Origin of the sequence: Actinomadura sp. NTSP31 (genome assembly GCF_041951385.1) — a bacterium.
Lineage (GTDB): Bacteria > Actinomycetota > Actinomycetes > Streptosporangiales > Streptosporangiaceae > Spirillospora > Spirillospora napierensis.
In genome coordinates this window covers 132,905-152,756 of the sequence record NZ_JBGNUT010000021.1, presented here as the reverse complement: position 1 = coordinate 152,756, position 19,852 = coordinate 132,905, and the positions used below count along the sequence as shown (strand labels likewise).

13 protein-coding genes are annotated in these 19,852 nt (G+C 72.9%); 10 read left to right on the top strand and 3 right to left on the bottom strand.

Annotated elements, in window-relative coordinates:
- Positions 1-1,526: 1,526 nt before the first annotated feature.
- From ACA514_RS31245 to ACA514_RS31230, 4 genes are all read left to right on the top strand, one after another.
- Positions 1,527-2,153 (top strand): helix-turn-helix transcriptional regulator, encoded by a 627-nt coding sequence (locus ACA514_RS31245; protein ID WP_375044845.1) that lies wholly within the window; start codon positions 1,527-1,529, stop codon positions 2,151-2,153.
- 112 nt (positions 2,154-2,265) lie between these two features.
- Entirely contained in the window at positions 2,266-3,345 is a 1,080-nt protein-coding gene (locus ACA514_RS31240) for an inositol-3-phosphate synthase (protein ID WP_375044844.1), read from the top strand.
- Between the two features lie 200 nt (positions 3,346-3,545).
- On the top strand, positions 3,546-5,315 hold the full coding sequence (locus tag ACA514_RS31235; protein ID WP_375044843.1) for an ABC transporter substrate-binding protein: 1,770 nt from the start codon (positions 3,546-3,548) through the stop codon (positions 5,313-5,315).
- A gap of 72 nt (positions 5,316-5,387) precedes the next feature.
- The gene (locus tag ACA514_RS31230; RefSeq protein WP_375044842.1) at positions 5,388-6,710 is read left to right on the top strand and encodes an MFS transporter; all 1,323 of its coding nucleotides are present in this window, start codon (positions 5,388-5,390) and stop codon (positions 6,708-6,710) included.
- Positions 6,711-6,759: 49 nt separating this feature from the next.
- On the opposite strand, the gene ACA514_RS31225 is transcribed toward ACA514_RS31230, so the two are convergent.
- From ACA514_RS31225 to ACA514_RS31215, 3 genes are all read right to left on the bottom strand, one after another.
- The gene (locus ACA514_RS31225; RefSeq protein ID WP_375044841.1) at positions 6,760-7,941 is read right to left on the bottom strand and encodes a serine hydrolase domain-containing protein; all 1,182 of its coding nucleotides are present in this window, start codon (positions 7,939-7,941) and stop codon (positions 6,760-6,762) included.
- 80 nt (positions 7,942-8,021) lie between these two features.
- The gene (locus tag ACA514_RS31220) at positions 8,022-9,335 is read right to left on the bottom strand and encodes an adenosylmethionine--8-amino-7-oxononanoate transaminase (RefSeq protein ID WP_375044840.1); all 1,314 of its coding nucleotides are present in this window, start codon (positions 9,333-9,335) and stop codon (positions 8,022-8,024) included.
- Positions 9,332-10,801 (bottom strand): CCA tRNA nucleotidyltransferase, encoded by a 1,470-nt coding sequence (locus ACA514_RS31215; RefSeq protein WP_375044839.1) that lies wholly within the window; start codon positions 10,799-10,801, stop codon positions 9,332-9,334. Before ACA514_RS31215 ends, ACA514_RS31220 begins: the two co-directional genes overlap by 4 nt.
- 336 nt (positions 10,802-11,137) lie before the next feature.
- On the opposite strand from ACA514_RS31215, the gene ACA514_RS31210 reads away from it, so the two are divergent.
- The 6 genes from ACA514_RS31210 (at position 11,138) to ACA514_RS31185 (ending at position 19,820) form a co-directional block, all read left to right on the top strand.
- The gene (locus tag ACA514_RS31210) at positions 11,138-11,761 is read left to right on the top strand and encodes an aminoacyl-tRNA deacylase (protein WP_375044838.1); all 624 of its coding nucleotides are present in this window, start codon (positions 11,138-11,140) and stop codon (positions 11,759-11,761) included.
- 163 nt (positions 11,762-11,924) lie between these two features.
- A complete protein-coding gene (locus ACA514_RS31205) occupies positions 11,925-14,663 on the top strand; it encodes a DUF6049 family protein (RefSeq protein WP_375044837.1) in 2,739 nt (912 codons plus the stop codon).
- The gene (gene murJ / locus ACA514_RS31200; protein WP_375044836.1) at positions 14,605-16,398 is read left to right on the top strand and encodes a murein biosynthesis integral membrane protein MurJ; all 1,794 of its coding nucleotides are present in this window, start codon (positions 14,605-14,607) and stop codon (positions 16,396-16,398) included. The genes ACA514_RS31205 and murJ overlap by 59 nt, the downstream gene beginning before the upstream one ends.
- Positions 16,399-16,577: 179 nt before the next feature.
- Positions 16,578-18,209, top strand: coding sequence for an AMP-binding protein (locus ACA514_RS31195; protein WP_375044835.1), 1,632 nt, complete (start codon positions 16,578-16,580; stop codon positions 18,207-18,209).
- 223 nt (positions 18,210-18,432) lie between these two features.
- Positions 18,433-19,041: an RNA polymerase sigma factor SigM gene (sigM, locus tag ACA514_RS31190; RefSeq protein ID WP_375044882.1), complete on the top strand. Its 609-nt coding sequence runs from the start codon at positions 18,433-18,435 to the stop codon at positions 19,039-19,041.
- On the top strand, positions 19,038-19,820 hold the full coding sequence (locus tag ACA514_RS31185) for an anti-sigma factor family protein (RefSeq protein ID WP_375044834.1): 783 nt from the start codon (positions 19,038-19,040) through the stop codon (positions 19,818-19,820). Before sigM ends, ACA514_RS31185 begins: the two co-directional genes overlap by 4 nt.
- The last annotated feature ends 32 nt before the right edge of the window (positions 19,821-19,852 follow it).

Genomic DNA, 19,852 nt, shown 5'->3' with positions numbered 1-19,852 from the left:
GCCGGGTATGCCCGGCGCATTCAGCCCGACCGGCCCACCGGGACCACCGGGTCCACCGGGTCCGCGAAAAGCGCCAGGATTTCCGGGACCGCCCGGCCCGCCGAAACCAGCAGGGCCGCCGGAACCGCCAGGGCCACCGGGGCCGCCAAAGCCGCCGGGACCTCCCGGACCACCGAGGACGCCAGGGCCGCCGCCGGGGCCGCCGGGGCCGCTGCCGAGGGCGGCGGGGCCTGGGGGTGTCGAGGGATTCGGTGGGGGGCCGGAGAGGCTTCCTCCCGGCGGCGGGGCGGCGGCACCGTGGAGATCCGGCATGGTGAGAGGTCCATCGTCGCCTCGCACCGGGGGGTTCGCTCCGGCGGTCGGTGCACCGAGCGGCCCCGGCGACGCGGAGCCGACCGGGCCGGACGCCGGGGGACCGGGAAGCGACCGCTGGCCGAGCGGATCGGCGCCGAAGTCCGAGGACGCACCGGGCGCGGGCCCGGCGGGCGCGGGAGAACCGAAGGCCGGGCCCTGGCCCAGCGGGTCTCCGCCGAAGTCGTCCGAGCCGCTGCCGCCGGCGGGGGGAGAGGCCGCGGCGCTCGGGCCGGCCGCGTGCTTGGGGCCGGGCGCGTCCGCGGACGGGGCGGCGGAGCCGCTCATGAAGGAGGGGGAGCCGAGCGGGTCGTCCGGCAGGAAGGCGGCGCCCGGCTGCGGGCTCACCGGTCCGGTCGCGCCGAGGTTCCGCGTGCGGTCGGCGTCGAAGTCCGGTGGCCCCGCGAGGCCGGCGTCCGGCAGACCGGGCGGCTGCGGGGCGGGCGCGCCGGAGGCCGGCGGACCGGCGGGCGGGGGCCCGAAGACGGCGGTCGCGTCGAGCTTGATCCCCGAGGCGTCCACGGGCGGCGGGGGGCCGAGGGGCTCGGGGCTCTGCCCGGGCACGCCCGGGGAGGCCGGCGGCCCGCCGGTGCCGGCGTCGCCGGCACGGCGCTGGGCGTCCGGGGGCTCCGGTTCGCCGGTGCGGCCGAGACGGGGGATCTGGTGCCCGCCCGGCCCCGGCGACCCGGACTCCGGTCGGGGCTGGCTTGGATTACTCACGCGACCTCATCAACAGGGGACGACGACGGCGGTTCACCGGAGTCCGGAGGGGGCCTCCGGGCCGCCGGCGACTCGTGCGCCGTCCGAAGAGTACTGTGCGGGCTGGTGAGCGGGGGGAGCACGGTGCTTGGCGGGGTGCCGTTCCGGCTGGTCGGACGCCCTGGCGTCGGTGGATCCTCCTCACGTGCTCGCCGCTCGGGGCGCGGTGCCCCGCGGCCGGGGCGCAGGGCGCTGCCGGATGGTTCCAGCCGCAACTTTGACACACTTCCGCCACATACACCCTGAATTCGCCGTATTCGCAGCCCTCAGCGGGCGTCCGCGGCCGCTTCCGCACGCCCGGATTCGGCGGCCGGCTTGCCAGGATGCGACCGGGTACGTATCTTTGCGATGTATCGAGTCGATACATTCACTCGATACATCGAACGGAGACATACGGCTCTGCGGAGGGACTCGCGATGGCGACCAGGAAGGGTGCGGGCGTGCTCGAGCTCGCCGTGCTCGGCCTGCTGCACGAGTCCCCCATGCACGGCTACGAGCTGCGCAAGCGGCTCAACGCCCTGCTCGGCATGTTCCGCGCCTTCTCGTACGGGACCCTCTATCCGTGCCTCAAGCAGCTCCTCGCCAACGGGCTGATCATCGAGGACCGGCCGGAGGAGCCGAACGCGACGCTGGCACTGCAGAGCCGCCGCTCGAAGATCGTCTACAAGCTCACCGCCGACGGCAAGGAGCGGCTCCAGAACCTCCTGACCGAGGCCGGTCCGGCGTCCTGGGAGGACGAGGGGTTCGGCGTGCACTTCGCCTTCTTCTCGCACACCCGCGCCGACGTCCGGCTGCGGATCCTCGAAGGCCGGCGCAGCCGGCTCGAGGAACGCCTGGAGAGCGTCCGCGCCGCCCTCGGCCGGACCCGGGAACGGGTCGACTCCTACACCCTGGAGCTGCAGAACCACGGGCTGGAGTCGGTCGAGCGCGAGGTCCGCTGGCTCAACGAGCTGATCGGGCGCGAGCGGGCCGAGCAGGAACAGCAGGCCAGATCTTTCGAAAGCAAGAGCCACAAGGACATGCCTCGGGACAAGGGCCGCTGAGGAGCGGCCCCACCTGGGACGGGTGAACTCCACCTCAGGTCCCGCCAGTGGTGGCGTTCGCCCTCCGGGGCGGGCGAGGATCGCAACCGCAAGAGAGTTAAGGAGCAATCGGATGGGTTCCGTGCGCGTAGCCATCGTGGGTGTGGGCAACTGCGCCTCTTCGCTCGTCCAGGGTGTCGAGTTCTACAAGGACGCGAGTCCCGAGACGCGGGTCCCCGGCCTCATGCACGTGCAGTTCGGCGACTACCACGTCGGCGACGTCGAGTTCGTCGCCGCGTTCGACGTGGACGCCAAGAAGGTCGGGATGGACCTGTCCGAGGCCATCCACGCCAGCGAGAACAACACCATCAAGTTCGCCGACGTGCCCCCGACCGGCGTCACCGTCCAGCGCGGCCACACCTTCGACGGCCTCGGCGAGTACTACCTCGACATCATCGAGGAGTCCGACGCCGAGCCGGTCGACGTGGTGCAGGCGCTGAAGGACGCGCGGGTCGACGTGCTGGTGTCGTACCTGCCGGTGGGCTCGGAAGAGGCCGACCGCTTCTACGCCCAGTGCGCCATCGACGCCAAGGTCGCGTTCGTGAACGCGCTGCCGGTGTTCATCGCCTCCGACCCCGAGTGGGCGCAGAAGTTCACCGACGCGGGCGTCCCGATCGTCGGCGACGACATCAAGTCGCAGGTCGGCGCGACCATCACGCACCGCGTCATGGCCAAGCTGTTCGAGGACCGCGGCGTCGAGCTGCTGCGCACGTACCAGCTCAACTTCGGCGGCAACATGGACTTCATGAACATGCTGGAGCGCAAGCGGCTCCAGTCCAAGAAGATCTCCAAGACGCAGTCGGTCACCTCGCAGATCCCGCACGAGATGGCGAAGGCCGACGTGCACATCGGCCCGTCCGACCACGTGCCGTGGCTGGACGACCGCAAGTGGGCCTACGTCCGCCTCGAGGGCAAGTCCTTCGGCGACACCCCGCTGAACCTGGAGTACAAGCTGGAGGTCTGGGACTCCCCGAACTCCGCCGGCGTCATCATCGACGCGGTGCGCGCCGCGAAGATCGCCAAGGACCGCGGCATCGGCGGCCCGATCCTGTCCGCCAGCAGCTACTTCATGAAGTCGCCGCCGGAGCAGTACAACGACGACCAGGCCCGCCAGGCCGTCGAGAAGTTCATCGCCGGCGAGATCGACCGCTAGGCGGCACCAGGGCTCCCGAGCACTGAGAGCCTGATCACAAAGTACGCCGAGGGCGCCCTGGCAGTGGACATCCCGCTGTCAGGGCGTCCTTACTTCTCTACATAAAACCGTGATGTAGCGGCTCTTTGTCACGCTCTGGCCCTACTGTGACACCGCCGGTTATCGCACACCAGCTGCCGAGTGCCGGACTGGAGGACGAGATGGCGCGCGAGGTGATCAAGGTGACGGCGGGCATCGCCGGGCTCGCGGTCGGGCTGGCCGCGTGCGGCGGCGGCGGAGGCGGCGCCTCCGCCGACGGCCCGCCCCGCGACGGCGACACGCTGCGGATCGTCGGCTCGTCCGACGTCGAGCACCTGGACACCGCCTCGGTCGCCAGCGTCGGCGGGTACGGGCTCGTCCGCACGTTCGCCCGCACGCTGTTCTCCACCCGCTCGTCCAACGACCTCGCCGAGACGATCCCCGTCCAGGCCGACGCCGCGACCCGGCTGCCCACCAAGGAGAACGGCGACATCGCCAGGAACGGGCGCACCTACACGATCCGGCTGCGCCCCGGCGTCACGTGGAACACCTCGCCGCCCCGCCCGGTGACCGCGCAGGACTTCGTCCGCGGGTTCCAGCGGCTGTGCAACCCGGCGTCGCCGTCCGCCGGCAAGGGCTACTACATCTCCACGATCAAGGGCATGGACGGGTTCTGCCGCGGCTTCGCCGGCGTGGACGCCAAGGACGCCAAGGCGATCGCCGCCTACCAGCGCGCCCACGCGATCGAGGGCGTCCGCGCCAAGGACGACCGGACGCTGGTGTTCACGCTGAAGCGCCCGGCCAGCGACTTCCTGAACCTGCTGGCGCTGCCGTTCACCGCCGCCGCGCCGCGCGAGTACGACGCCTACGTGCCCGACAGCCCCGGCCTCCGGCAGCACATGCTCTCGGACGGCCCGTACCAGATCGCCCAGTACCGTCCGGGAATCTCCTACCTGCTGACCCGCAACCCGGCCTGGCGGCAGGACGCCGACCCGATCCGCGAGCGGCACGTGGAGCGGATCCAGATCACCCTCGGCCAGGACTCGCCGGAGAACGTCCAGCAGCAGATCGAGCAGGGCTCCGCCGACCTCGCCTGGGACCAGCCGGTCCCGACGTCGGCGATCCCGCGGCTGCGCGACGACCCGCGCTTCGCCGTCCTGGAGACCCCGAACAGCAGCCCCTACCTGGTGTTCAACCTGCACAGCCCGAACAACGGCGGCGCGCTCGCCGACCGGGGCGTCCGGCAGGCGCTGGAGTACGCGGTCGACCGCAGCGCGCTGGTCAAGATCGTCGGCGGGCCGCTGGTGGCGAAGCCGCTGCACACGGTGATCCCGCCCGGCAACTCCGGGTACGCCGCCGCCGACCCGTACCCCACGCCGAACGAGTCCGGCGACCCGGGCAAGTGCCGCACGCTCCTGGCGCAGACGGGCCGCAAGAAGCTCACGCTGCGGTTCCCGTACCGCACCAACAGCGTCCACAAGCTCATCGCCCAGTCCATCGCGGAGAACCTCTCCGCCTGCGGCGTCGCGACGAAGCTCACCCCGGACACCGGCGGCTCCTTCTACTCCAGCACCATCGCGACGCCCGCCCGCGCCCGCGAGGGCCAGTGGGACATCGCCGCCCCCGGCTGGACGCCCGACTGGTACGGCAACAACGGCCGCTCGATCATCCAGCCGCTGTTCGACGGCCGCTCCTACGGGCAGAACTCCACCGACTACGGCGGCTACGACAACCCGCAGGTCAACGCGCTGATCGACGGTGCCCTCACCGCGCCCGACGCCGCCCGCGCGGCCGGCTACTGGCAGCAGGCCGACCAGCTGATCATGGCGGACGCCGCGATCGTCCCGCTCGTCGACCGCGCCAGCACGCTGTTCCGCTCGTCCCGCGTCCACGGTGCCCGCTTCGTCCCCATCGCGGCCGGCTACGACTACACCCGGCTCTGGTTGTCGTAGCGGCGGCCGTGCCCGACGCGGCGGGCCCGCGGGATCGCCGTCCCGTGCCCGCGCAGCGGGTACTTTGATCAGGTGAAAGCGGGTGAGCTGGGCGGGATCGTGCGGGGGCGGGACTTCCGCCGCCTGTACGCGACCCGCCTGACGTCGCAGCTCACCGACGGGGTCTTCCAGGTCGCGCTGGCCGGTTACGTGTTCTTCTCCCCGGAGCGGCAGGCGACGGCGGGCAAGGCCGCGGCGGCGTTCGCGGTCACGCTGCTGCCGTACTCGGCGCTCGGGCCGTTCGCGGGGGTGTTCATCGACCGCTGGCAGCGGCGGCAGATCCTGGTGTGGACGCCGGTGCTGCGGGCGATGGTGGTGCTCGTCGTCGCGGCGCTCGTCGCGAGCGGCCAGGACGGCGTCGGCTTCTTCCTGACGGTGCTGGTGGTGCTCGGCGTCAACCGGTTCTTCCTGTCGGCGCTGTCGGCGGCGCTGCCGCACGTGGTGCGGCGCGAGCAGCTGGTGACGGCCAACGCGTTCTCGGTGACGAGCGGGACGGTGATCGCGTTCGTGGGCGGCGGCGCCGGGTACCTGCTGCGCGCCCTGTTCGGCGGCGGGCAGGACGGGACGGCGCTGATCCTGGCGGCCGGAGCGGGCATGTACCTGGCCGCCGGAGCGATCGCGACGCTGCTGCCGCGCGGGCTGCTCGGCCCCTACCCGGCGGAGGCCGAGGCGCTCGCGGGCCGGGGCCCGGGGTCGGACGCGCCGCGGGTGCGCGACGCGCTGGGCGCGGTGCTGAACGGCCTCTCGGACGGGGCGCGGCACATCGCGCGGCAGCGGCCGGCGGCGCTGGCACTGGCCGCGATCTCGTTCCACCGGTTCATGTACGGGATCATCCTGATGATGACGCTGCTGCTGTGCCGCGGCCACTTCTCCGACGACGCCGACGAGGGGCTGGCGACGCTGGCGCTGATGCTCGGGGTGTCGGGGGCCGGGTACTTCGCGGCGGCGATCGTGACGCCGCCGGTGGTGCGCCGGATCAGCAAGCAGGCGTGGATCGCGCTGCTGCTGGCCGCGGCGGCGGTGGGGATGCTGCTGCTCGGGCTGCCGTTCTCCGAGCCGGCGTGGCTGGCCGGCGCGTTCGGCCTCGGGGTGGTGTCGCAGGGCGTGAAGCTGTGCGTCGACACGACGCTGCAGGAGACGATCGACGACGCGTACCGGGGCCGGGTGTTCTCGGTGTACGACATGCTGTTCAACACCACGTTCGCGGCGTCCGCCGCCGCGGCGGCGACGTGGCTGCCGTCCGACGGCGTCGCGCCGGGGACGGTGCTCGCGGTGGTCGCCGCCTACGGCGTCGGCGCGGTCCTCTACCGGACCGCCTCCACCCGTGACCCGAGGCCCGTCCCCGTGCACGACTAGGTCCCCTGCGCACGACCAGGTCCCCGTGCACGGCTGGAAGGCCGCGCGATCACTCCAGCACGATGAGCTGCTCTTCCAGCAGCGACTCGATCGGCGCGCTGGTCTGCGCGTCGTAGTTGCACAGGATCACCGTGGTCCACTCCGAGTGCGGGTACACGTACCAGTCGGCGCCCACCCCCGGGGAGCCGCCGTTGTGCCCGAAGAACCGCCGGCCGCCGATGAACGTGGAGTCCGGACCGTACCCTTCGAAGAGCGACTTACCGGGCTTCCCGTCCTTGCCGGGGAGCGTGCCCCCGGGCACCTTGGGGCTGGTGATCAGCTCGGTGTAGGCGCGGCCGACGAGCTTGTTGCCGTTCAGGGCGGCGGTGAAGCGCAGCAGGTCCGGCGCGTTGGCGAAGGCGCCGCCGTCGGGCAGGCCGATGAAGGCGCGCTCGCCGACCTGGTTCTCGCGCTGCCCCGAGGGCGTGGTGGCGTAGGGCCGGGCGATGCGCGGGTCCTTCTGCCACTGCGGCTGGGTGTAGAAGTCGGAGGCCTTCATGCCGGCCGCCGCGAAGATGTGCCGCCGGACGTAGTCGAAGTACGGCATGCCGGACACCTTCGCCACGATCGCGCCGAGCGTGACATAGGCCGAGTTGCTGTACAGGTGGCCCGTCCCCGGGGTGAAGTGCAGCTTGGTCTTGCGGATGGACGCCAGGGTGCCGTCCATCACCTGCTCCGCACTGGTCCAGGTGGCCTCGGCCTGCTCGTAGCCGGGGACGTCCTGCCGGTAGTCGCCCATGCCGGAGGTGTGCGTGAGCAGCTGATGCACGGTGATCTCGTCGGCCACCTCGGTGGGGAACCCGTCGAGGTAGGCGCCCAGCCTCCCGTCGTAGGCGATCTTGCCCGCCTCCGCCAGCTGCGCGACCGCCACCCCGGTGAAGACCTTCGTGATCGAGCCGACCGAGAAGATCGTGTCCGGCCCGTTGCGGATCGAGCGCTCCTTGTCGGCCATCCCGTAGGACCGGGACAGGACGGTGCGTCCGCGGTTCGCGAGCAGGACGGTCCCGGAGAACTGGTCCTTGGCGGCCTGCTGCGCGACGAGCCGGTCGAACTGGCCGCCGGGGCGCAGGCCCGCGGGAATCCGGGCCCGTCCGGCGGGGCCGGCGGCGCTCGCCGTTCCGGCGGCCCCGAGCAGCCCTCCCGCGGCCAGCGGCGCGGCCCCCATCACCCCGAGCAAGGAACGTCGGTTCATGCCCATCCTGCATCTCCCTTCACTGGTGTGAAGGAGATGCAACATGATCACGTGTTTCCCGGCCGTTATCCCTGCCGGGCTCAGAGGGATTCGGCGATGGCGTGGAGCGCCGCGCCGATGTGGCGGACCTCGTCCTCCGTGCAGACGTACGGCGGCATCGTGTAGATGAGCTTCCCGAACGGGCGCAGCCAGACGCCGTGGGCCATCGCGAGTTCCTGGACGGCGGTCGTGTCGACGGGCTCCCGGGCCTCGACCACGCCGATCGCGCCGAGGACGCGGACGCCGGCGACCCCGGGCAGCTCCTCGGCGCCGGAGAGCTCGCTGGTCAGGACGGCCTCGATGGTGTCGACCTCCTCCCGCCAGTCGCGCGACAGCAGCAGGTCGATGGACGCGGACGCGACGGCGGCGGCGAGCGGGTTCGCCATGAACGTCGGCCCGTGCATGAGCGCGCCCGCTTCGCCGGACGTGATGCCGTGGGCGACGCGGTCGGTGCACAGCGTCGCGGCCATCGTCATGTATCCGCCGGTCAGGGCCTTGCCGACGGACATGATGTCGGGGACGACCTCCGCGTGGTCGCAGCCCCACAGCTCGCCGGTGCGGCCGAAGCCGGTGGCGATCTCGTCCAGGACGAGCAGCAGGCCGTGCTCGTCGGCGATGTCGCGGAGCGCGCGCAGGTACTCGGGGGCGTAGAAGCGCATGCCGCCCGCGCCCTGGACGATCGGCTCGGCGATGATCCCGGCGAGCTCGTGGGCGTGCTCGGCGGCGAGCTTCGCGACCTCGTCGATGTAGGCCCGGTCGGGGTCGGCGGTGTAGCCGAGCGGCGGCACCGGCGCGAACACGTGCCGGGCGAGGACGTCGCTGAACAGGTGGTGCATGCCGTTGACGGGGTCGCAGACGGCCATGTCGCCGAAGGTGTCGCCGTGGTAGCCGCCGCGGACGGTCAGCAGCCGGTGCCGTTCGGGGCGTCCCTGCGAGCGCCAGTACTGCATCGCCATCTTGATCGCGACCTCGACGGCGACGGAGCCGGAGTCGGCGAAGAAGACCTTGGTGAGCGGCTCGGGGGTCAGCTCGACGAGCCGCTCGGCGAGCCGCACGGCCGGCGGGTGGGTGAGCCCGCCGAACATGACGTGCGCCATCTTGCCGAGCTGCCCGGTGACGGCCGCGTTCAGCTTCGGGTGGTTGTAGCCGTGGATCGCCGCCCACCACGACGACATCCCGTCGATCAGCTCGGTGCCGTCGGCGAGGGTGAGCCGGACGCCGTCGGCCGACACGACCGGCTGGACGGGCGCCGTCGCGGGCATCGGCGCGTACGGGTGCCAGATGTGGTCGCGGTCGAACGCGAGCATCCGCTCGGTCTCGGCGGGGCTCATCCGGCCCAGCTGGAGGGGGATCATTCGGGCTCGACCCCCTCTTCGGCGGCCCAGCGGCGCAGCTCCCGCTCCGCGGCCTCCTTGCCGACCATCCCCTGGTCGAGGCGCAGCTCGAGGAGGAACTTGTAGGCCCTGCCGACCAGCGGCCCCGGCCTGATGCCGAGGATCGCCTGGATCTCGTTGCCGTCGAGCTCCGGGCGGATCGCGGCCAGCTCCTCCTCCTCGGCGAGCCGGTCGATCCGCGCCTCCAGGTCGTCATAGGTGCGGCGGAGCCGGTCGGCCTTGCGCTTGTTGCGGGTGGTGCAGTCGGCGCGGGTCAGCTTGTGCAGCCGGCCGAGCAGCGGGCCGGCGTCCCGCACGTAGCGGCGGACCGCCGAGTCCGTCCACTCGCCGGTGCCGTAGCCGTGGAACCGCAGGTGCAGCTCGACCAGGCGCGACACGTCCGCGATGACGTCCTTCGGATACCGCAGCGCGGTCAGCCGCTTGCGCGTCATCTTCGCGCCGACGACCTCGTGGTGATGGAACGACACCCGGCCGCCCGTCTCGAACCGGCGGGTCCTCGGCTTGCCGATGTCGTGCAGCAGAGCCGCCAGCCGCAGGACGAGGTCGGGCCCCTCCTTCTCCTGCGCGATCGCCTGCTCCAGGACGATCAGCGAGTGCTCGTAGACGTCCTTGTGCCGGTGGTGCTCGTCGATCTCCAGCCGCAGCTTCGGCAGCTCGGGCAGCACGTGCGCCGCGAGCCCGGTGTCGACCAGCAGCGCCAGGCCCTGCCGCGGGTACCGCCCGCACACCAGCTTGGACAGCTCGTCGCGCACCCGCTCGGCGGACACGATCTCGATCCGCCCGGCCATGTCCTTCATCGCCTGGACGACGTCGGGCGCGACGGTGAAGCCGAGCTGCGCGGCGAACCGGGCGGCCCGCATCATCCGCAGCGGGTCGTCGCTGAAGGAGTCCTCCGGCCGCCCCGGCGTCCGCAGCACCTCCCGCCGCAGGTCGGCGAGGCCGCCGAACGGGTCGACGAACTCGTACCCGGGCAGCCGCGCCGCCATCGCGTTCACCGCGAAGTCGCGGCGGCGAAGGTCCTCCACCAGGGACGTGCCGTACGTCACCGCCGGCTTGCGCGACTTCGGGTCGTAGGACTCGCTGCGGTAGGTGGTGATCTCCAGCTCGTGGCCGTCCTTGCGCAGCCCGACCGTGCCGAACTCGATGCCGATCGTCCAGACGTTGTCCGCCCAGCCCTTGATGATCTCCAGGATCTTCTCCGGCGGCGCGTCGGTGGTCAGGTCGACGTCCTTGGACGGGCGGCGCAGCAGCGCGTCCCGGACCGGCCCGCCGACCAGCGCCAGCTCGTACCCGGCCGCGGCGAACCGCTCGCCGAGCCCGTCCGCGACGGGCGCTATCCGGCGCAGCAGCTCCGCGATCGCGGTCCTGCGCCGCGCGGAGGCACTGGGGTTCTCGTTGTCGTCGGGCACCTGGTCGAGCACGGCCATCGAGCGTATTTCCTTGGTTGTCGGGCTGACAAAGGACTTTCGGCGGGCGCTGGGCCCTTCACATGGCGCAAGCCCCGGGTTACGTTCTGGACACCCCGATGACGCCAGCGCGACCGCCGGTGAGCGTCCCGTACGCACCACGGTAGCGGGATCCCCAGGGCCCACGGTCCGCCGCACCTGCGGCTCGAGCGCATCGGGAGGCTCGACCCGCCGTTCGGCGGGTGTTGAACCGGACACCTCGGGTATGTGGGGACCTCCCCACGAAGTGCGACGCACGGGGGCACAGGGAGACCGGCACGGGGATGTGCGGGGAGTTCCCCGCGGGATGGAGCCATCATGAAGGACGCCCTCACCATCCACCGCGCGCTGCTCGAATGGGAGGCCGTGCACGAGATCGTGCGGCTGCCCATCGGCATCGCCCACGCCGACGAGCTGCCCAAGGCGCTCGGCCTCCCGGCGGACCGGTGCCTGGTGACGCGCGTCTTCGCCTGCGCGGACGCCTACGGGGGGCGGCGCTTCCTGACGGGGGTGGTCGTCCCGGCGGGGGAGCGGCCGGCCGGTGAGGCGGTCCGGCACGCCGTGGGCGCCCGGCTGGCCAGGCCGGCCCGCGCCGACCTGGTCAACGCCGTCACCGAGTACGCGGCGGGGCTGGTGTGCCCGCTGCTGCTGCCGGAGTCGATGCCGCTGCTGATCGACCAGCGGCTCGTGGACGGCCTGCGCTCCGCCGACGTCGTCTACACCCCGACCGGGGAGCCGTCCACCGCGCTCGGCATCCGCGGCCACGACCTGTACGCGCTGTGCCAGGCCAAGCCCGTGGAACTGGCCGCCGGGCCGGGCGTCCCCGCGCCCGCACCCGCGCCCGGCCGGGAATCCGGCCGCGACCGGGCCGCCGGGCCGGCCGGTCCCGCGCGCCGCGGGAACCGCCCGGACCGGCCGGAGCCGCGCCATCCGGTGGGCTGATCCGCGTCGGAAGTCCGGCGCCCGGCCCGTGCCGACTACCATCGGGGCCGTGGTGCGGGATAACGACGCCCGTCCCGCGGCGGACCCGGCGCCGGGCGGCCGTCGGGCGGACAGGTGGGCGGACACGGCGTGAGAGCAGACGCGGCGTGAGAGCGGACACGGTGTGAGGACCGTCAAACGCGCGGTCGCGCTGGCCGCCGTGCTGCCCTGGCTCGCGGTGGGGGCCGGGCCCGCACTCGCCGCCGGACCCGCACTCGCCGCCGAGCCCGGCACCGCCGTCCGGCCCGGCGCCGCGCAGCCCGATTCCCCCGGCACGCCGGACGGCCCCGATCTCGGCCGCGGCCGCAGCCAGGTCGGCGTCGCGCTGACCAGGGTCACCCCGAAGCCCCTGAAGGCGAACTCGACGCTCGACATCCGGGGCACGGCGCAGAACCGGTCCGGGCACCAGATCGCCGGCGCCAGCCTGCGGCTGCGCTACGGCCGGCAGCCGATCAGCAGCCGCAGCCAGCTCGAGCAGTACTCCGAGATGACCGCCGACCAGCTCCCCGTCCCGGGCCTGACCAGGCCGATCCCGCAGGCGGGCGGCACGGGCGGCAAGCAGGACTGGGAGCTCAAGGTCGCGGTCGCCAAGATGCAGCTGACCCCGCCGAACGGCACGCCCGGCGTGTACCCGGTGGGCGTCGAGGTGCTGAACTCCGCCCAGCAGGTCGTCGGCGGCGTCACCACGTTCGTGACCTTCATGCCGAAGCGGACGCAGTTCAAGCCCGTCGCGGTCGGCTGGGTGCTGCCGCTCGCCGACCAGCAGCACCGCACGAGCGACTCGGTCTTCCTCGACGACCGGCTGTCCCAGGAGCTGTCGGGCACCGGCCGGCTGAACGACCTCGTCGCCGCGGCCGCCGCGAACCCCAAGACGCCCGTCACCTGGGCGATCGACCCCGCGCTGCTCGACGACGTCCAGCAGATCGCGACGCACGACTACCGCGTCCTCACCCCGGGCGCGAAGACGGCCAGCAAGACCGTGAAGAAGAGCACCGCCGCGTCCGCCTGGCTGAACGCCCTGCGGAACGCAACGAAGGGCGACCCGTACTCCACCCTCCCGTACGCCGACCCCGACGCCGTGGCGCTCGCCCGCTACAAGATGACCGGCACGATCCGCACCGCCTACGACCAGCTCAACACCAGTGCCGTCGCCCAGAAGGCCCTCGGGCGCGCACCGGACAAGCACTACGCGTGGCCGCCGTACGGCGTCGCCGGTCCCGACACGCTCGACGCGCTCGCCAGGTACGGCCTGAAGGACGGCGGGTCGTTCCTGATGAGCGACCTCCAGTTCGGGGACCCGCCGCAGGGCGGCCCGGCGAACGCCACCACCGCGATCCAGACCGTCCACCAGGGCACGCACAAGGCGCTGGTCTACGACTCGGCGCTGAACGACATCGTCAGCGCCAACTCCCGGTCCGCGGGCGGCAAGGTGCTGACCGAGCAGCGGTTCCTCGCCGAGACCGCGGTGATCGCCGGCGAGGCGCCCAACGTCCAGCGCACCCTCGTCATCGCCCCCGACCGGCAGTGGAACCCCGCCCCCGGCCTCGCCGCGGACCTGCTGAACTACACCAGGGGCGCGACGTGGCTGAGCGAGACCCCGCTCGGCAAGATCGAGTCGATGCATCCGCAGAGCCGCGAGCTGCGCGCCTACAACGACGACTACCAGAAGTACGAGCTCGGCGGCGCCTACCTGGAAGCGGTCGCGGACATCGGCCGCCGCGCCGCCCGGTTCCGGTCGATCATGGTGGCGCCGATCGGCATCTCCTACGAGCGCGCCCTGCTGCGCGTGCAGTCGGCGGCCTGGCGGACCAGCCAGACCCGCGCGCGGCACGCCAGGCTCGAGCTGTCGGACGAGCTGGACCACGAGATGGCGCAGGTCCACATCGTCACCACCCAGAGCAAGCGGACGAACCTCGCGGGCAGCTCCGGCAGGTTCCCGGTGACCGTCCGCAACACGCTGCACGGCCAGACGATCAGACTCCGGCTCGTCCCGATCTCGGTGAACACCGCCAAGCTCCAGCTGCGCCCCCTCGACCAGAAGGAGGCGATCATCGAGCTGCAGCCGGGGGAGCAGGAGCAGCGCTGGGTCGCCGCGCAGGCGTCCGGGAACGGCAACTTCGACGTCCGGCTGGAGTTGCGGGACGCGGGATCGGGCAGGATCTTCAGCAGCGACGCCATCACCGTCCGCACCACGGGGTACGGGCGGCTCTCCCTGCTCATCACCGGTGGCGGACTTGCCGTACTCTTCGTGGGCGTCGGAGTGCGGGCCATCAGAGCAAGGCGCCGCCGGAAAGCGGAGGCAGCCGGTGACGGGTCGACCGGAATGGGACCAGCAGCGACCGGAGAACCGGGGAACGGGTTCCCCGGCCCCGGGTTCCCAGGGTCCGGGTTCCCAGGGTCCGGGTTCCCAGGGTCCGGGCTACCGCCCGCAGGGCCGCCCTCCGCAGGGGCCTCCGCCGCCCCAGGGACCGCCGCCCCAGGCGCCTCCCCCGCAGGGGCCTCCGCCGCAAGGCCGGCCGCCCCAGGCGCCTCCTCCGCAGGGCCCACCGCCACAGGGACGCCCTCCGCAGGGACCTCCCCCGCAGCGCCGTTCGCCCCAGGGACGTCCCCCGCAGGGCCCTCCCCCGCAGGGACGTCCACCGCAGGGCTATCCGGCACCGCAGGGCTACCCGGAGCAGCCGGGCCGGTCGCCGAACCAGGGCTACCCGCCTCCGGGCCGGCGGCCCCCGCAGGACCCCCGCCAAGACCCGCGCCAGGCGCCCCCTCAGCGGCCCCCGGCCCCGCAGCACCCGCAGGGCCGTCCGGTGCCCGCGAGCCCGGCGGGCTACCCGAACCCGAACATCGCCGCCCCGACGGCGATTGACCTGCCGCTTCCCGGCGGGGCCGGCGCCCCGGGCGAGACCGTCGTCGACATCGCGCCCCCCGCGGGCGGGGGCCCCGGCGGCCCGGACGGCGGCAAGGCCGCGGCCGGCGGCGTCCTGCGGTCCGGGGCGATCATGGCGATCGGCACCCTGGTCTCCCGCGTCACCGGGTTCCTGCGCACCGCCGTCATCGTCGCCGCGCTCGGCACCGGCCTGCTCGCCAACGCCTACAACACCGCCAACACGATCCCGAACCAGATCTACGACCTGCTCCTCGGCGGCATCCTGACCAGCGTCATCGTCCCGCTGCTGGTGCGCGCGAAGGAACGCGACCGCGCCTACGGCGAGCAGTACGAGCAGCGGGTGTTCACGCTGGCGGTGCTCGGCCTCGCCGTGCTGACCGTCGTCGCCGTGCTCGCCGCGCCGCTGTTCATCGACGTGCTGGCCGGCAGCTACACCGGCGACCAGCGGCACATCGCGATCCTGTTCGCCGAGTTCTTCCTGCCGCAGATCTTCTTCTACGGCGTCGGCGCGTTCGCCGGCGCCATCCTCAACACCCGCAACAGCTTCGCCGCCCCGATGTGGGCGCCGATCCTGAACAACCTCGTGGTGATCGCGGTCGGCGGCGCGTTCCTGGCGATGTCGTCGGGGAAGGTCGACCCGTCCAGCATCTCCGACGCCCAGTTCATGGTGCTGGCGGCCGGCACCACCGGCGGCATCGTCCTGCAGACGGTCGCACTGTGGCCCTCGCTGCGCCGCGCCGGGTTCCGGTGGCGGCCCCGGCTGGACTTCAAGCGCGGCGAGATCGGGCAGGTCGGCCGGATGGCCGGATGGACGCTGCTGTACGTCGTCGCGACCCAGGTCGGCCTCGCCGTCGTCACGGCCCTCGCCAACCGGGCCGGCGACCTCGGCCACTCCAAGGGCCTCGGCGACGGCTACGGGTACACCCCGTACTTCAACGCCTACCAGCTGTTCCAGCTGCCGTACGCGATCGTCGGCGTCTCGGTGATCACCGCGCTGCTGCCCCGGATGAGCCGATTCGCCGCCGAGGGCAAGATCGCCGACGTGCGGTCGGCGTTCTCCAGCGGGCTGCGCCTCTCCTCGGTGATCATCATGCCGGCGGCGGCGCTGATGCTGGTGCTCGGCCCCGAGATCACCACGGTGCTGTTCGCGCACGGCAACACCTCGGCCGCCGACGCGCTGGTGATCGCCCGGGTGATGCAGATGTTCGCGATCGCGCTGGTGCCGTTCTCGATCTACCAGCTGATGCTGCGGGTCTTCTACTCCTTCGGCGACACCCGCACGCCCGCGCTGATCGGTGTCGTGTCCGTCACGTCCAACATCGTCATGGCGTTCGCCGCGTACAACGTCCTCAGCGTGAAGTGGATCGTGGTCGGCATCGCCGGCGGGTACGCGGTCACCAACATCGTCGGCACGCTGGTGTGCTGGCTGGTGCTGCGCCGCAAGCTCGGCGGCATCGACGGCCGCCGCATCGTCGGCGGGCTCCTCAAGCTGCTGATCGCGATCTGGCCGCTGATCGGGTTCGCCTACGCGGCGCACGCCGTGGCCGACGCCGCGATCGGCGTCGACACCATGATCCCCGCGCTGGCCACGCTGATCGTGGGCGCGGGCGGCGGCGGGCTGCTGTACCTGGTGTTCGCGAAGCTGCTGCGCGTCGACGAAGTGCAGCAGATGATCGGCACCTTCGCGCGCAGGTTGCCGGGCGGTCACCGGTAAGTCGTGGCAAAGTGAGGGGGACGCGCCCGGATCACGCCGCCATTCCCGTGTTCGAACCACTACCATGTGGGGGACTACGGCTTGCGGGCTGACACCCTGGGGAACGCAAAGAGGAGGGTCGGAGGCGTAAGCTGCCACGCCACGAACATGGGATCTGACGACCTGCGCAGGACGTTGCCGTGAGCACGTCAGTGATCGAACCCGGCACGCGTCTCGCCGGCCGCTACCGGCTCGAGGAGCGCATCAGCGACTCCGGCGGGTCCTCGCTCTGGAAGGCCATCGACGAGATCCTGGCCAGGGCCGTCGCCGTCCGCACCTTCGACCCCGAGTTCCCGCGCGTCGGCGAGGCCGTCACCTCGGCCCGCGCCGCCAGCCGCCTCACCGACCCCCGCGTCACCCAGGTCTTCGACGCCGACGACAGCGGCGAGAGCGCCTACGTCGTGAGCGAGTGGGTCGCGGGCGAGACGCTGGAGCAGATGCTCGCCAAGGCCCCGCTGGAGCCGGGCCGGGCCGCGACCCTGCTGTACGAGGCCGCCGAGGCGGTCGCCGCCGCGCACGCGGCCGGGCTCGCGCACCTGTGCCTGTCCCCCCGCGACCTCGTCTGGACGACCGGCGGCACCGTCAAGCTGCTCGGCGTCGCCACCGACGCGGTCCTGCGCGACCGCTACTCCGACGACCCCGCCGCCGAGGACGTCCGCGGCCTCGGCCGGATGCTGTACGCGGCGCTCACCGCGCACTGGCCCGGCGACGAGGCCGCGTCCGACCTGCCCGCCGCGCCGGCCGCCGACGGCGTCCCGCACGCGCCCCGCCAGGTGCAGGCCGGGATCTCGCACGCGGTCGACGCGATCGTCTGCCGCTGCCTCGGCATCGGCGCCGGCGAGCCGCTCACCGAGCCCGGCGAGCTGGCCAAGGCGCTGCGCGGCGTGCCGCGCACCCCGCTGCCGCTGTTCGCGGGCCTCGGCGGCGCCGCGCCGTCGCCGCGTCCGGCGCCCAAGCCTCCCGCGGCGCCCCCGGCGGCCGCGGCGACGCAGCAGCACCCGCCCGTCCAGGAGCCGCCCCGCCCGGCGCAGGGCCGGCGCGCGCGCAGGGCCCAGCCGCAGCCGCAGCCCGCGCAGTCCGGGCAGGTCCCGCCGCCGCGCGGCCGGTACGACACGCCTCCGCCGGCGCCTCCTTCCAACGCCACGACCGTCGCGTCGCACGCCCGCAAGCCCGCCAACCGGGCCCTGCTCGGCGTCGCCGCCGCGGCGCTCACCGTCATCGTCGGCCTCGGCGCCTGGGCGCTGTCCGGCGGCGGCTCCGACGGCGACAAGGGCGCCGCGGGCAAGAAGACCGACCAGGGCCAGAAGACCCCGCCGCCCAAGCCCGCCACCGTGAAGCTGAAGGTCCAGGACGCCTCGGCCACCCAGAAGCCGGCCGACCAGCACCCCGACGGGACCAGCAGGAAGAACCCCGCGGCGGTCATCGACGGCGATCCCGGCACGGTGTGGGAGACGCAGACCTACACGTCCGAGCGCTTCGGCAACTTCCTCACCGGCCTCGGCGTCACGCTGACCCTGAGCACGCCGGCCAAGGTGTCGACCGTCAAGGTCGACTGCCCGGCCACCGGCGGAACCCTGCAGGTCAGGGTCGGTTCCTCTCGCGGCCCGGGCGGCCTGAAGGCGATCGGCGAGCAGTCCTGCGACCGCGGCGAGCTGACCTTCGCGGCGAACCCGGCGGTGCAGGGGCAGTACGTGCTGGTCTGGTTCACCAAGCTGCCCGCCGGCAACCAGGGCAGGCTCAACGGCATCTCCGTCAGCGGGACGGCCGGCTGACCGGGTCGCGGTGGACCGCCCTCCGGCCGTGTCCGGGGGCGGTCCGGACCGTCGCGACCTGTGACGTGAGCTGCCGGTTGTCTGTATCGTGCCTGTGAGCATCCCTGTCCCCTCGCCCCCAGGAAACCGTGGTGACCACCCGAGCAGCCGCAACCGGTCGCAGCCGCCCGGCACCGGCAGGGCGGCCCGTACGAGAAAGCGGTCGCTCATGACGTCGGTGAGCATGCGTCGCGTCGACGAGGTCCCCGACAAGGAGCTCCTCGCCCGGCACGCCCAGGGCGACCCGCACGCCTTCGCCGAGCTGGTGCACCGGCACCGGGACCGGATGTGGGCGGTCGCGCTGCGCACCCTCGGCGACCCTGAGGAGGCCTCCGACGCCCTTCAGGACGCGTGCCTGTCGGCGTTCCGCGCCGCCGGCCGGTTCCGCGGCGACGCCGCCGTCACCACCTGGCTGCACCGGATCGTGGTGAACGCCTGCCTCGACCGGATCCGCCGCAAGTCCGTCCGCCCGGCCACCCCGATGGGCGACGACGCGACGTTCGACGCCGTCGCGCCGAAGATGCCCGACCCGACCGACGCGCACGGGGTGTCGCTGGACGTCCGCACCGCGCTGGAGCAGCTGCCGTTCGAGCAGCGCGCCGCGCTCGTGCTGGTCGACATGATGGGCTACTCCGTCGACGACGCCGCCGAGGTGATGGAGGTCCCGCCCGGGACGATCAAGAGCCGGTGCGCGCGGGGCCGCGCGCGGCTCGCCCCCCTTCTGACCCACCACCGGAACCGACGCGACCCCAAAAACGTCGGAGGTGTGGAAGGAGGTGGCATGCCCAAGTGAACCCCGCACATCTTGACTACGACGTCCTGGCCGATCTGGCCGAAGGACTGCTCGAAGGCGATCAGGCCGCCTCCGTCAACGCGCACCTCGAATCCTGCGCCGAATGCCGGGACCGCTCCGCCGACCTCGCGGACGTCTCCCGGATCCTGGCGGAGGCACCCGTCCCGTCCATGCCCGCCGAGCTGGCCGAGCGCATCGACACCGCCATCGCGGCGGAGTCGATGCACAACGCCACCGTGGTGAGCATGGAGCAGCGGCGCGGAAGGCGGCATTGGCGGATACTGTCGGCCGCGGCGGCGGCGGTCGTCGTGCTCGGCGGCGGAGCGGCGGTCGGCAAGATCGCACTGAACGGCTCGGACGGCACCGCCGGCCGGGCCTCGGCGCCGGCACAGGACAACGAGAAGCGGCACGAGGCCGGCGGCTCGGCGCCGAACGCGGTCGCACCGTCGCAGTCCGCGCTGAGCGCGGCGTCCTTCAAGGTCACCCGCAGCGGCACCGCCTACCGGGCCGGGCGGCTCGGCGGCCAGATCGACCGGCTGCTCGGGAAGGGCCAGGAGCTGCGGCTCCAGGGCTCCCCGCCCACCGAGCTGATGTCCGGCTGCGTCACCGGCGTCACCCGGGGCCGCACGCCCGCGCTCGTCGACCAGGCCACCTACGACGGGCGGGACGCGACCGTGATAGCGCTTCCCGGTGCCAGGAGCGGCAGCTGGGACGTCTGGGTCGTCGGCCCCGACTGCAGCGCGCAGGACGCCCACGTCCTCGAACACGAACCCGCCTAGACCGGCCCGCTCCCCTCTGGTCCCGCCTGGTC

Bases quoted from the DNA above. Each gene is read 5' to 3' on its own strand.
- ACA514_RS31235 (WP_375044843.1), top strand. From the start codon at position 3,546: ATGGCGCGCGAGGTGATCAAGGTGACGGCGGGCATCGCCGGGCTCGCG.
- ACA514_RS31210 (WP_375044838.1), top strand. From the start codon at position 11,138: ATGAAGGACGCCCTCACCATCCACCGCGCGCTGCTCGAATGGGAGGCC.
- ACA514_RS31220 (WP_375044840.1), bottom strand. From the start codon at position 9,335: ATGATCCCCCTCCAGCTGGGCCGGATGAGCCCCGCCGAGACCGAGCGG.
- ACA514_RS31240 (WP_375044844.1), top strand. From the start codon at position 2,266: ATGGGTTCCGTGCGCGTAGCCATCGTGGGTGTGGGCAACTGCGCCTCT.
- ACA514_RS31225 (WP_375044841.1), bottom strand. From the start codon at position 7,941: ATGAACCGACGTTCCTTGCTCGGGGTGATGGGGGCCGCGCCGCTGGCC.
- sigM (WP_375044882.1), top strand. From the start codon at position 18,433: ATGCGTCGCGTCGACGAGGTCCCCGACAAGGAGCTCCTCGCCCGGCAC.
- ACA514_RS31245 (WP_375044845.1), top strand. From the start codon at position 1,527: ATGGCGACCAGGAAGGGTGCGGGCGTGCTCGAGCTCGCCGTGCTCGGC.
- ACA514_RS31215 (WP_375044839.1), bottom strand. From the start codon at position 10,801: ATGGCCGTGCTCGACCAGGTGCCCGACGACAACGAGAACCCCAGTGCC.